The organism is Paraoerskovia marina (assembly GCF_900105445.1).
Lineage (GTDB): Bacteria > Actinomycetota > Actinomycetes > Actinomycetales > Cellulomonadaceae > Paraoerskovia > Paraoerskovia marina.
This window is the reverse complement of the sequence record NZ_LT629776.1, coordinates 2,439,933-2,452,031: the sequence shown is the minus strand read 5'-3', so window position 1 is coordinate 2,452,031 and position 12,099 is coordinate 2,439,933. Positions and strand designations below refer to the sequence as shown.

General features: G+C 71.8%; 11 protein-coding genes. 10 read left to right on the top strand and 1 reads right to left on the bottom strand.

The window, feature by feature from the left end:
- Window positions 1–92: 92 nt before the first annotated feature.
- The 7 genes from typA to BLU20_RS11120 all read left to right on the top strand — a co-directional run bounded on the left by typA (window position 93) and on the right by BLU20_RS11120 (window position 8,752).
- On the top strand, window positions 93–2,024 hold the full coding sequence (gene typA, locus BLU20_RS11150; protein WP_029252362.1) for a translational GTPase TypA: 1,932 nt from the start codon (window positions 93–95) through the stop codon (window positions 2,022–2,024).
- Between the two features lies 1 nt (window position 2,025).
- On the top strand, window positions 2,026–2,970 hold the full coding sequence (locus tag BLU20_RS11145) for a PIG-L family deacetylase (RefSeq protein ID WP_083372553.1): 945 nt from the start codon (window positions 2,026–2,028) through the stop codon (window positions 2,968–2,970).
- Between the two features lie 10 nt (window positions 2,971–2,980).
- Window positions 2,981–3,388 carry a hypothetical protein gene (locus BLU20_RS11140; RefSeq protein ID WP_157270440.1) on the top strand — a complete coding sequence of 136 codons (408 nt, stop codon included), beginning with the start codon at window positions 2,981–2,983 and terminating at the stop codon, window positions 3,386–3,388.
- 68 nt (window positions 3,389–3,456) lie between these two features.
- Entirely contained in the window at window positions 3,457–5,889 is a 2,433-nt protein-coding gene (locus BLU20_RS11135) for a VanW family protein (protein ID WP_083372551.1), read from the top strand.
- Window positions 5,890–5,955: 66 nt separating this feature from the next.
- On the top strand, window positions 5,956–6,834 hold the full coding sequence (locus tag BLU20_RS11130; protein ID WP_083372550.1) for a hypothetical protein: 879 nt from the start codon (window positions 5,956–5,958) through the stop codon (window positions 6,832–6,834).
- On the top strand, window positions 6,831–7,778 hold the full coding sequence (locus BLU20_RS11125; RefSeq protein WP_083372549.1) for a prephenate dehydratase: 948 nt from the start codon (window positions 6,831–6,833) through the stop codon (window positions 7,776–7,778). Before BLU20_RS11130 ends, BLU20_RS11125 begins: the two co-directional genes overlap by 4 nt.
- A complete protein-coding gene (locus BLU20_RS11120) occupies window positions 7,775–8,752 on the top strand; it encodes a prephenate dehydrogenase (RefSeq protein ID WP_083372548.1) in 978 nt (325 codons plus the stop codon). Before BLU20_RS11125 ends, BLU20_RS11120 begins: the two co-directional genes overlap by 4 nt.
- On the opposite strand, the gene BLU20_RS11115 is transcribed toward BLU20_RS11120, so the two are convergent.
- Window positions 8,741–9,055 (bottom strand): DUF6725 family protein, encoded by a 315-nt coding sequence (locus tag BLU20_RS11115; protein WP_083372547.1) that lies wholly within the window; start codon window positions 9,053–9,055, stop codon window positions 8,741–8,743. The genes BLU20_RS11120 and BLU20_RS11115 overlap by 12 nt on opposite strands.
- A 54-nt stretch (window positions 9,056–9,109) precedes the next feature.
- Between BLU20_RS11115 and fdxA the strand changes: the two genes are divergently transcribed.
- The 3 genes from fdxA to BLU20_RS11100 all read left to right on the top strand — a co-directional run bounded on the left by fdxA (window position 9,110) and on the right by BLU20_RS11100 (window position 12,066).
- Window positions 9,110–9,427 (top strand): ferredoxin, encoded by a 318-nt coding sequence (fdxA, locus tag BLU20_RS11110; RefSeq protein ID WP_029252368.1) that lies wholly within the window; start codon window positions 9,110–9,112, stop codon window positions 9,425–9,427.
- A 4-nt stretch (window positions 9,428–9,431) separates the two neighbouring features.
- Window positions 9,432–10,565, top strand: a complete 1,134-nt coding sequence (dapC, locus tag BLU20_RS11105; protein WP_083372546.1) for a succinyldiaminopimelate transaminase — start codon at window positions 9,432–9,434, stop codon at window positions 10,563–10,565.
- A gap of 202 nt (window positions 10,566–10,767) precedes the next feature.
- Entirely contained in the window at window positions 10,768–12,066 is a 1,299-nt protein-coding gene (locus BLU20_RS11100; RefSeq protein WP_029252370.1) for a citrate synthase, read from the top strand.
- Window positions 12,067–12,099: the final 33 nt, after the last annotated feature.

Here is a 12,099-nt window from a genome sequence, read left to right as displayed (position 1 = left end):
CGTGCGTCCGGGGACAGACAGGTTGCCTCAACAGGTAGGATGACGGTGCGCCATACCGCGCGCCTCCCCACCCTGAGATGAGATTTCCTTCCATGACCGTGCCCTCCGCCGCGCGCTTGCTGCGCTCTGACCTGCGCAACGTCGCTATCGTCGCCCACGTCGACCACGGCAAGACGACCCTCGTCGACGCGATGCTCCACCAGGCTGGCTCCTTCACGAGCCACCAGCACGTCGACGAGCGTGCGATGGACTCCGGGGAGCTGGAGCGCGAGAAGGGCATCACCATCCTCGCGAAGAACACGGCGATCCGGTACGCGGGTCCTGCGGCCGCGGAGGTGGGGGAGCCCGAGGGCATCACCATCAACGTGATCGACACCCCGGGCCACGCCGACTTCGGTGGCGAGGTGGAGCGCGGCCTGTCGATGGTGGACGGTGTCGTCCTCCTCGTCGACGCGTCCGAGGGGCCGCTGCCCCAGACGCGGTTCGTCCTCCGCAAGGCGCTCGTCGCGAAGCTTCCCGTCATCCTGGTCGTGAACAAGGTCGACCGCCCCGACGGTCGGATCGACGAGGTCGTCGCCGAGGCGACCGACCTCCTGCTCGGCCTCGCCGGAGACCTCGCGGACGACGTCCCCGACCTGGACCTCGACGCGATCCTCGACGTCCCCGTCGTCTACGCCTCCGCCAAGGCCGGCAAGGCGTCGCTCGAGCAGCCCGAGAACGGCCAGCTTCCGGCCTCCGAGGACCTCGAGCCGCTCTTCAAGACCATCCTCGAGAAGATCCCGGCGCCCGGCTACGACGAGGGTGCCCCGCTGCAGGCGCACGTGACGAACCTCGACGCGTCGCCGTTCCTGGGTCGTCTCGCCCTGCTTCGCATCTTCAACGGCACCCTCACCAAGGGCCAGACCGTGGCGTGGGCGCGGGCCGACGGGACGATGCAGAACGTGCGGATCACCGAGCTCCTCGAGACGAAGGCGCTCGACCGCGTCTCGACGGACTCGGCGGGCCCCGGTGACATCGTCGCCGTCGCCGGCATCGAGGACATCACGATCGGCGAGACCCTCACGGACCCCGACGACCCGCGGCCGCTGCCGCTGATCACGGTCGACGACCCCGCGATCTCGATGACCATCGGTATCAACACCTCGCCCCTCGCCGGCAAGGGCGGCAAGGGTCACAAGGTCACGGCCCGTCAGGTCAAGGACCGCCTCGACAAGGAGCTCATCGGCAACGTCTCGCTCCGCGTGCTCCCGACCGAGCGCCCGGACGCGTGGGAGGTTCAGGGCCGTGGAGAGCTCGCGCTCGCGATCCTCGTCGAGCAGATGCGTCGTGAGGGCTTCGAGCTCACCGTCGGCAAGCCGCAGGTCGTCACCAAGCAGGTCGACGGCAAGGTGCACGAGCCGATGGAGCGCATGACCATCGACGTCCCCGAGGAGTACCTCGGCGCCGTCACGCAGCTCCTCGCGCAGCGCAAGGGCCGCATGGAGGGGATGAGCAACCACGGCACCGGATGGGTCCGCATGGAATTCCTGGTCCCGGCCCGCGGGCTGATCGGCTTCCGCACGCAGTTCATGACGGACACGCGCGGCACCGGTATCGCCTCGTCGTACGCCGACGGGTACGAGCCGTGGGCCGGCCCGATCGAGACGCGCGTCCAGGGTTCGCTCGTCGCCGACCGCGCGGGCGTCGTGACGCCGTTCGCGATGATCAACCTGCAGGAGCGTGGCTCCTTCTTCGTGGACCCCACGCAGGAGGTCTACGAGGGCATGATCGTCGGCGAGAACTCTCGTGCCGACGACATGGACGTGAACATCACCAAGGAGAAGAAGCTCACGAACATGCGTGCCGCGTCCAGCGACACGTTCGAGAACCTCACTCCGCCGAAGCACCTGACGCTCGAGGAGTCGCTCGAGTTCGCCCGTGAGGACGAGTGCGTCGAGGTGACGCCGGAGTTCGTCCGCATCCGCAAGGTCATCCTCGACAACACCGAGCGTGCCCGCGCCGCGTCCCGGGCCAAGCGCGCCTGACATGAACGACGGCGCAAGCCGGACCGAGCAGCCCGTCGCACCTCGCGGCGGGCTGCTCGTCGTCCACGCGCACCCGGACGACGAGACCCTGACGAACGGCGCGCTGCTCGCGACCTGGGCGGCCGCCGGAGAGCCTGTCACCGTGGTCACCTGCACCCGTGGCGAGCGTGGCGAGGTCATCGGTGAGGAGCTCGCGCACCTCGAGGGGGACGGCCCTGCGCTCGCCGCGCACCGCGAGGGCGAGCTCGCGCAGGCTCTCGCGGCTCTCGGCGTGCAGGGTCACGACTTCCTCGACGGAGGCCCCGGCGTACTGGATCCTCGTACGGCGTCCGACGGCGTGGCGTCGCCCGGGACGCGGTACCAGGACTCGGGGATGGCCTGGGTCGAGCCCGGCGTCGCGGACCGCGGAGCGGCGGTGCCCGACGGTGCGTTCGTGGATGTCCCGCTCGACGAGGCGGCGGCCCGCCTCGTCGCGTTGATCGAGCGCAGCGACCCGGCCGTCGTCGTCACGTACGAGCCGGGCGGTGGGTACGGTCACCCGGACCACGTGCGAGCCCACGAGGTGGTCGCGCGTGCGGGCGAGCTGCTCGGGGACGCGTGCCCGGAGCTCTGGTGGAGCGTGCAGCCGGAGAGTGTCGTCCGCACCGCACGGTCGGAGCTTGCGGCCGGGTCCGTCCCGGACGGCATGTCGGTCCCCGCCGCGGACGCGGCCCTGCCCTCGGCCGTGGTGCCGGACGGGATGCTGGGCGACGCGCTGGTGGTCGACGTCCGCCCCGTGCTGCCCGCCGTGCTCGCGGCGCTCCGGGCGCACGCGACCCAGGTCCAGGGTGTCGTGCCGATCTCCGGTGCCGCGGCGATCGGCCGCTATGCGCTCAGCAACGACGTCCTGGCACCTGTCCTGCCCATCGAGGTGTATCTCCCTCGTCCCGCTCGCCCGTCGCGGTAGCGTGTGCGCGATGGATCCTGACCAGCGGCACGTCGCCGCTCCACGTCCGCCCCTCTGGGGCCCGATCGTCTGTGTCGCCCTCGGTGCGCTCGTCGCCATGATGGGGACGGTCATTCATCGCTTCGACGTCGCCGCCATACCGGTCGGGATCGTCATCGCGCTCGCGGTGAGCGGGTCCGGAGGCGTCGTCGCGCGAGCCTGGATGGGCTACCCGGGGCTCGGGGGCTACGGGATCGGGTGGTTCGCCGCCGTCCTCGCGCTCGCGTACGTCGCGCCCGGAGGGGACGTGCTGATCCCCGGGGCCGAGGCGGTGGGGTACGTCTGGATCCTCGGGGGAGCCCTCGTGGTCGCCGCGACGGCGTTCGCCCCCCGCCGGTGGTTCGACGACACTGCGCGAAGCCCGCGGGTGGACGCGTAGAATCCGGACTTCCGGGATGGCCTTGACGTGCAGCGGGTGACGCACGGCCGAAGAGCATGGGTAGGGGTATGAACCAGCGCGACGACGAGCAGGCAGCACCTGAGGGGAACAGCGACGACGCTGCGCCCAAGGCTGAGGGAAGGCTCCCGTTCGAGGAACAGTCCGACAGCCCGTACGAGCCGCTGGTGCGCGCGTACGAGCCGCAGGACACCACCGAGTCCTCGCCCGACGAGGACGACCCGTCCGGCGGCCAGGGTGAGCTGTCTGACGACCGGGCCGAACCGACCTCCGGCGACGAGACCGCGGAGCCGTCCGTCGAGACCGCCGGGCCGACGGCAGACGCGGAGAGCACGACCGCCGCTCCGGACGAGGCTGTCGGGGACACCCCGGAGCCGGGGGCGAGCGAGTCTGCGTCGTCTGACACGCCGTCCGGTCCCGAGGCACACCCCGCCGCCACTGCGGCCACACGCGAGGACGTCTCGGGCTCCGACTCCGAGGACATCACCGAGCCCGACCCGTCGACCACGCCCGACGCCGATGCCGACGCCGACGTGGAGCAGGACGCGGCACCGGCCGCGGAGGAGCCGGTTCCCGCCGCCGAGCCGGACGGCACCGCGATCATCCCGGCCGTGCGTGTCGACGACGCTGCCTCGCCCGAGCCGACCGACGGTCCGGTCGCCGTGCCCCCCGCGGCAGCCGCTCCGCGTCCGTCCTCCTCCCCGGCGGCGTACCGGACGCCTGCGGAGCAGGTCTGGGCCGAGCAGCAGTCCGCCCTGGCCGCGGACGACGAACCCCCGGTGACGGAACATCCGCTCGGCGAGCTGGACGGTGAGGGTGCCCCGAGCCGTTGGCCCCGGGCCGGGATGTGGACCGTGGCCGGTCTCGTGGTGCTCGGCGGCCTGTACGTCGGGGCGCAGTGGATGCTGGCCGACACGGTCCCGCGCGGGACCACGGTGGCCGGCGTGGACGTCGGTGGCCTCGACACGGCCGACGCGGCCGCCCGTCTGGACGAGGAGCTCGGCCCCCGGGCCGCCGAGCCGCTCGAGGTCGCGGCGGGCGAGGCGACCACGTCCGTCGACCCGGTCGCGGCCGGTCTCACGATCGACACGGAGGCGACGGCCGAGGACCTGACGTCGTTCTCCTGGAGCCCGTCGCGGCTCTGGGACCAGCTCTTCGGCGGGTCCGAGGCAGATCTCGTCGTCGACGTCGACGACGCCGCCCTGACGACGGCGCTCGAGGCGGCGGCCACGGGGATCGACGTCGCACCGGTCGACGGGACGGTCCGTTTCTCCGGAGCGAAGGTCGAGTCGACCGACGCCGTGGCGGGGACCGCCGTCGTCGTGGACGAGGCGACCTCGGTGGTGTCCGAGGGATGGCTCGTCGAGGAGACACCGCTCGAGCTCCCCACGGACTCGGTGGAGCCGGACGTGACCCAGGACGAGACCGACGCGGCGCTGGCCGAGGCGGAGGTCGTGGTCTCGGCCCCGGTCGTGGCGTCGGTCGACGACCAGTCGCCGGAGCTGCCGCCGGAGGCGCTGGGAGACGCGGCCTCCTTCCCTGCCAAGGACGGCGCTCTGGTGCTGACCTGGGACGCCGAGGCGCTCGACGAGGCCATCGTCTCGCGGACCAACGACCTCCTGACGACGGCCGAGGACGCCCACTTCGAGTTCGTCGACGGCCGGCCGAAGGTGGTCGGGGGTGAGACCGGCACGCGCCTCGACGACGAGCAGGTCGTGGAGTCCGTGGGTGCCGCCGCCGTCTCGACGGACGACCGCACCGCGGAGATCGAGCTCGTGACGACCGACCCGGAGGACTCCGCGGAGTCGCTCGAGGAGCTGGGCGTCGAGGAGAAGATCGTCGAGTTCTCGACGCCACTGACGGACGAGCCGGTGCGGACGCAGAACCTCGTCGTCGGAGCCTCGAAGGTGAACGGGACGCTCGTCAAGCCGGGGGAGAGCTTCTCCGTGACGGACGCCCTGGCGCCGATCACCGAGGCGAACGGGTACGGCGCGGCGCACATCATCAGCGACGGCGAGATCATCGACGGGATCGGTGGTGGCCTGTCCCAGATGTCGACCAACATGTACAACATCGGGTTCTTCGCCGGGTACGAGGACGTCACGCACAAGCCGCACTCGTACTACTACAGCCGGTACCCGGAGGGTCGTGAGTCGACGATGTTCGTCGGCTCGATCGACATGGTCTGGACCAACGACACGCCCTACGGCGTGCTGATCCAGGCCTGGGTCGGCGACGGCAAGGTCAACACCGTGGCGTGGTCGACGCCGTACTGGGACGTGACGACGAGCACGAGCGACCGCAGCAACGTCGTCGAGCCGACGACGCAGACGGTCGACAGCCCCGACTGCGTCGCGTCGCCCGCGGGCGGGGACGGGTTCTCCGTCACCGTGTACCGCAAGGTCTCGCACGACGGCAGCGTCGACAAGGACGAGGCGAAGAGCTGGACGTACAAGCCGCAGAACGCGGTCGAGTGCGAATGACGGATCGCTAGACTGCTCGGACACTCACTCGTACACCGTGCAGACGGTGATGGCAGGAACAGGACGATGCTCGGACGCAGCGAACAAGAGTCGGGGACGCACGCGAGCCTGGCGGTCAACGCCGGCGGGTGGGTGCGGGCGGACGACGCGCTCGACGCCGGCACCGTCGAGATGCTGGATCTGGGGTCGACGGGGTCGACGCTGTCGACGACGGCCGGGATCTCGGGTCTCCGTGCGGTCGTCCACCTCGGCCACCCCCTGCAGCCGGCCCCGGGCGTCGAGCAGGCGCTGCTCGCCGCGGACTCGTCGCTGATCGTGACGGCTGCCGTCGCGATCACGCCGACCTGGTGCTGGGTCGGCCGGGACGGGCAGGCGTCGGGACCCGTGGTCGTGGACGAGCCCGGCCTGCGGGACTGCCGGGACGCGCTGCGCACGATGGGCGCCGCACCGCGCCTCGTGCCCGGACGCACCAGCACCGAGGAGCGCGTCGACCTGGCCGGACCGACGGGCACGCTCGTGGTCGAGCGTGACCGCATCCCGGCGGGATGGGCCGAGCTGCCGGGCTCGGAGGCGCTCTCCGGCGGCAACGACGTCTGGTACGGACTCGTCGAGGCGCTCCCGGCAGCCCCGACGGTCCCCGCGGGCACCCCCGTCTGGCTGGCGTTCGGCCCGCGCGACGACCACCGCGGGTCGCTGCAGCAGTCGCTCGAGATCCTCGCCGACCACGGCGTGGACCTGGACCACCTGCGCAGCATGCCCTCGACCAGCGGGCAGCACGTCTTCTTCTCCGCGTTCACGAGCCCGGAGTCCGGCGCCTTCGAGGCGCTGCGCTCCGAGCTCGCGGCCCGGGGCGTCCGGCAACGACTTCTCGCCGTGCTGAGCGGCGTGGCAGACGCGGGAGCTCCGGGGGCGATCGGGCCGCAGTGGGGGCGCGCCGACGCATGACCTCCATCGCCTACCTCGGACCCGAAGGAACCTTCACGCACGAGGCGGCACGGAGGTGGGCGGCGCATCGCGGTGTCCTCGCCGACGAGCCGCGACCGTTGACGTCCGTCGGGGCCGTCTACGGGGCGGTGGCCGCGGGAACCCACGACTTCGGGATCGTGGCGATCGAGAGCACGGTCGAGGGCTACGTCGTGCCCTCGCTCGACGCGATCGTCGAGGCTCGCGACGTCGTCGCGATCGACGAGACCGTGCTGGACATCTCGTTCGACGCACTCGTCCGCCCGGACCACGGCACGCTCACAGAGGTCTCCGCGCACCCGCACGGACTCGCGCAGTGTCAGGAGTTCGTGAGCCGCACGGGGCTGCAGGCGGTGCCCGCGACGTCGAACGCCGCCGCCTGCCGGGACGCCGCGCCGCACCAGGTAGCGCTCGGTCCCTCGATCTGCGCCGACCTGTACGGGCTCGAGGTGCACGAGTCGGCCGTGCAGGACTATCAGGGCGCGCGGACGCGGTTCTTCACGCTCGCGCACCGGGACCAGGCGCTCGAGATCGCCCGGTCGCAGGGTCCGGCCCCGGAGGGCTGGCGGACCGTGCTCGCGATCACCCCGACCGTCACCGGCCCGGGGGTCCTCGCCCGCATCACCGCGGCCTTCGCGCAGTGCGGAGTCAACATGTCGAGCGTCATCACGCGGCCGATCAAGGCGCGCGACGGCTGGTACGTGTTCGTCCTGACGGTCGACGCAGCCCCCTGGGAGCCCGGCCTGCGGGCCGTCCTGACGGCGTTGCTCGCGGCCCGCGACGGCGTCAAGACGCTCGGGGTCCTGCCGACGCGTGCCGAGATCGAGCACTCGCCGTCGCACCAGCACCTGCCGCGCGGCTCGGCCGTGCACAGCGACCCCGAGGACGTGCTCGGTGCCGCACTCGTGTGGGGGGACGGCGAATGATCGCGGTGATCGGGCTCGGGCTGCTCGGTGGCTCGTTGCTGCGCACCGCAGCCGGCGCGGGTGCGAAGGCTCGGGGGTGGGACCTCGACGCCGCCACACGGGCCGACGCGCGCGAGGCGGGCCTGGACGTCGCCGAGACCGTGGGTGAGGCCGTCGCCGGTGCCGACCTCGTGGTCCTCGCGGTCCCGCTCCGCGCGATGTCGGCGACGGCACGGACCGTCGCTCCGCTCCTGGGCCCGGACGCCGTGGTGACGGACGTCGGCAGCGTCAAGGGTCCCGTGCGGGCGGCGATGGTCGAGGCGGGCATCACGCGCTTCGTCGGGGCGCACCCGATGGCGGGCACCGAGGAGTCGGGCTTCGCCGCCTCTCGGGCGAACCTCCTTCCCGGGGCGCGGTGGGCGGTCACCGTCGACGCCGCGACCGACGTCGCGGCGTTCACGGCCGTCCTCGAGCTGGTGTGCGGCGCGCTCGGCGGGGAGGTCTCCGTCCTGACCGACGGAGACCACGACGCCGCCGTGGCGCTCGTCAGTCACGTGCCGCACGTGCTGGCGACACAGCTGCTGTCCCTCGTCACCCGGTCCGGGGTGCGGGACGTCGCGCTCGGCCTCGCCGCCGGGAGCTTTCGGGACGGGACGCGTGTCGGGCTCACGGATCCGCGCAAGACGGAGGCGATGGTCACCGCGAACGCCACGGCCGTCGCTCCCGTGCTGCGCGACGTCGCCGAAGACCTGGAGTCGCTCGCGTCCGCCCTGGAGGCGGCGGCGGCCGGCCAGGACGTCGACGTCGCGGCGTTCTTCGACGAGCCGGCTCCCGTCCGTGCCCTGCGCGGCGAGCCCACCACGTCGGACACCGTCGCGACGCGCCTGACCAGCCGCGAAGACCTCCGCTCGCTGGCGGTCGCGGGAGCGGAAGGGGCCGTCGTCGTCTCGGTCGGCGACGGCGTGGTCCAGGTCCGGGGAGCGTCAGTCCTCTGAGGTCGGCGCCCGACGGGCGCGGCGGGCCGGGCGCGGCGGGACACGCTTGCCGACGGCGATCTCGTCCGCCGGGACGAACACCTCGCACCCGGGTTCCCACGGGTCGGGGTGACCACGACGTGGCGCGTCCCGGCTGAGACGGACTCCCTCGGGGCCCACCGCGACGACGTCGCCCAGAATGTCTGTGTAACGAGGGGCGTGCCCACCGTCAGCCGCGGAACGCAGGCGTTGCCGGACCATGACGCGCGCGCCGACCGGCCACGCCGTCCACGGCGCGGACCCGGATTCTCCGAACGTGCTCATCTGGGAGATACTAGGCAGGCCCAAGCGCAACATCAGAATGTGGAGGACAGCGCCGTGACCTACGTGATCGCTCAGCCGTGCGTCGACGTCAAGGACAAGGCATGCGTCGACGAGTGTCCCGTGGACTGCATCTACGAGGGCAAGCGCTCGCTCTACATCCACCCCGACGAGTGTGTCGACTGTGGTGCGTGCGAGCCCGTGTGCCCCGTCGAGGCGATCTACTACGAGGACGACGTCCCCGAGGAGTGGAGCGACTACTACCGGGCGAACGTGGAGTTCTTCGACGCGCTCGGCTCGCCCGGGGGCGCGGCCAAGCTCGGCGAGATCGACAAGGACGACCCGATGATCGCAGCGCTCCCGCCCCAGGCGTGACACGGTGGGCTTTGCTGACCTGAGCGGACTGCCGTACCCCTGGGACACGATCGGCCCCTACGTGGATCGGGCGAGATCCCACCCGGACGGCATCGTCGACCTGTCGATCGGCACGCCCGTGGACCCCACGCCGGACGTGGTCCGTGACGCGCTCGCGGGTGCGGGGGACGCGCACGGGTACCCGACGACGCACGGCACACCCGCCCTCCGGGACGCGATCGCCGCCTGGTTCGCCCGCCGACGGGGCGTCGCGATCGACGCCGACGACGTGCTCCCGACGGTCGGCTCCAAGGAGCTCGTCGGCCTCCTGCCGTCCCTGCTTCGGCTCGGCGCGGGGGACGTCGTGGTCCACCCCGACGTCGCCTACCCGACGTACGACGTCGGAGCGCGTCTGGCGGGAGCGACGCCTCTGCCGGTGGCGGGGGTGGAGGACTGGGCCGGACGCGCGGACGTCCGGCTCGTGTGGGTCAACTCACCCAGCAACCCGACGGGGGCCGTGGCCGACGTCGAGACGCTGCGCCGGACCGTCGAGGCGGCCCGGGAGATCGGTGCCGTCGTCGTGAGCGACGAGTGCTATGCGGAGCTTCCGTGGGCCGAGCGCTGGGTCGCGGACGGGGTCCCGAGCCTTCTCGACCCGCGGGTCTGCGGAGGATCCCACGCGGGGCTCCTGGTGGCCTACTCCCTCTCCAAGCAGTCGAGCGTCGCGGGGTACCGTGCCGCGTTCGTCGCCGGTGACCAAGATCTCGTCCGCGACCTCCTCGCGACCCGCAAGCACCTCGGGATGATCGTCCCCGGCCCCGTCCAGGCGGCGATGACGGCGGCACTCGCGGACGACGAGCACGTCGCGGCGCAGCGTCGGACCTACGGCCGACGGCGGGAGCGACTGCTCGACGCGGTTCTCGGTGCCGGGTACGTCGTCGAGCACTCCGAGGCGGGCCTGTACCTGTGGGTCCGGGCCGCCGACGGGGTGCAGAAGGACTGCTGGGACCTGGTCGGAGAGTGGGCCGACCGGGGGATCCTTGTCGGCCCGGGGGAGTTCTACGGGGCGGCCGGTGCGCGTCACGTCCGCGTCTCCCTGACCGCGAGCGACGAGCGGGTCGACGCCGCCTGCGACCGGCTGCGCACGGCCCCGCGCTAGCCTTCGGCGGCCCCGGAGCGGGTCCGCGTGGAGGCGAGGTGAAGGTACCGGATTGGTCACGTGCACACTGCACGGGATACCTTCGACCCGGGCAGTGCGGTCCACGCGGACCTGCGCCCGCTCGGGACCGCACGGAATGTGACACGCGCACTCCGAGCCGCGGAACGACGATGTGCCCCGCGGGGGCTGGAGGAAGGACACCATGGCTACGTCAAACGCGAGCGTCCAGCTGGTCGCCGGAGGAGAGTCGCACGACCTCCCCGTCGTGCCGGCCACGGAGGGGAACGACGGCATCGTCGTCTCGAGCCTCATGAAGAACACCGGCATGGTCACGCTCGACCCCGGGTTCACGAACACGGCCTCGTGCGAGTCCGCGGTCACCTACATCGACGGCGACCAGGGCATCCTGCGCTACCGCGGTTACCCGATCGACCAGCTGGCCGAGAAGTCCACGTTCCTCGAGGTCGCCTACCTCCTGATCCACGGCGAGCTCCCCGACCCGGCGACCCTCGAGGCGTTCGTCGAGCGGGTCAACCGCCACACGTTCGTGCACGAGGACTTCCGCACGTTCATGGGGACGTTCCCGCGCGACGGGCACCCGATGGCGGTGCTGTCGTCCGCGATCAACGCGCTGCCGACCTTCTACCCCGAGTCCCTCGACCCGCACGACCCCGAGACGGTCGAGCTGGCGACGGTCCTGCTCCTCGCGAAGACGCGCACGATCACGTCCTACCTGCACCGTCGGGCGGCGGGCGAGCCCCTGCTCTACCCCGACTACTCGCGCGGCTACGTGGACGACTTCCTGCGGATGACCTTCGCCCGCCCGTACCAGGAGTACGAGGCCGACCCGGTCGTCGTCGACGCCCTCGACAAGCTCCTGATCCTGCACGCCGACCACGAGCAGAACTGCTCGACGTCGACCGTGCGGGTCGTCGGCTCGTCGAACGCGAACCTCTACGCGTCCGTCGCCGCCGGCGTCAACGCCCTCTCCGGGCCGCTGCACGGAGGCGCGAACGAGGCCGTGCTCGCGATGCTCACCGACATCCAGGGCAGCGACTTCGACGTCGACACGTTCATGACGAAGGTCAAGAACAAGGAGGACGGCGTCCGCCTCATGGGCTTCGGCCACCGGGTCTACAAGAGCTACGACCCGCGTGCGGCGATCGTCAAGAAGAGCGCGGACGCCGTGCTCGAGAGCCTCGGCAAGAACGACGAGCTGCTCTCGATCGCCCGGCGTCTCGAGGAGATCGCGCTCAACGACGAGTACTTCATCGAGCGCAAGCTGTACCCGAACGTCGACTTCTACACCGGCCTGATCTACAAGGCCATGGGCTTCAAGCCGGCGATGTTCACGCCGCTGTTCGCGCTGGGCCGCATGCCCGGGTGGATCGCGCAGTGGCGCGAGATGATGCTCGACCCCGCCACCAAGATCGGCCGCCCGCGCCAGGTGTACACCGGCGCGACCGAGCGCGACTACGTGGACCTCTCCGCGCGCCGCTGACGCGACGAACCACGAAGCGCCCGCCACCACCCC

Coding starts and splice junctions, on each gene's coding strand:
- typA (WP_029252362.1), top strand. CDS start 93: ATGACCGTGCCCTCCGCCGCGCGCTTGCTGCGCTCTGACCTGCGCAAC.
- BLU20_RS11145 (WP_083372553.1), top strand. CDS start 2,026: ATGAACGACGGCGCAAGCCGGACCGAGCAGCCCGTCGCACCTCGCGGC.
- BLU20_RS11140 (WP_157270440.1), top strand. CDS start 2,981: ATGGATCCTGACCAGCGGCACGTCGCCGCTCCACGTCCGCCCCTCTGG.
- BLU20_RS11135 (WP_083372551.1), top strand. CDS start 3,457: ATGAACCAGCGCGACGACGAGCAGGCAGCACCTGAGGGGAACAGCGAC.
- BLU20_RS11130 (WP_083372550.1), top strand. CDS start 5,956: ATGCTCGGACGCAGCGAACAAGAGTCGGGGACGCACGCGAGCCTGGCG.
- BLU20_RS11125 (WP_083372549.1), top strand. CDS start 6,831: ATGACCTCCATCGCCTACCTCGGACCCGAAGGAACCTTCACGCACGAG.
- BLU20_RS11120 (WP_083372548.1), top strand. CDS start 7,775: ATGATCGCGGTGATCGGGCTCGGGCTGCTCGGTGGCTCGTTGCTGCGC.
- BLU20_RS11115 (WP_083372547.1), bottom strand. CDS start 9,055: ATGAGCACGTTCGGAGAATCCGGGTCCGCGCCGTGGACGGCGTGGCCG.
- BLU20_RS11100 (WP_029252370.1), top strand. CDS start 10,768: ATGGCTACGTCAAACGCGAGCGTCCAGCTGGTCGCCGGAGGAGAGTCG.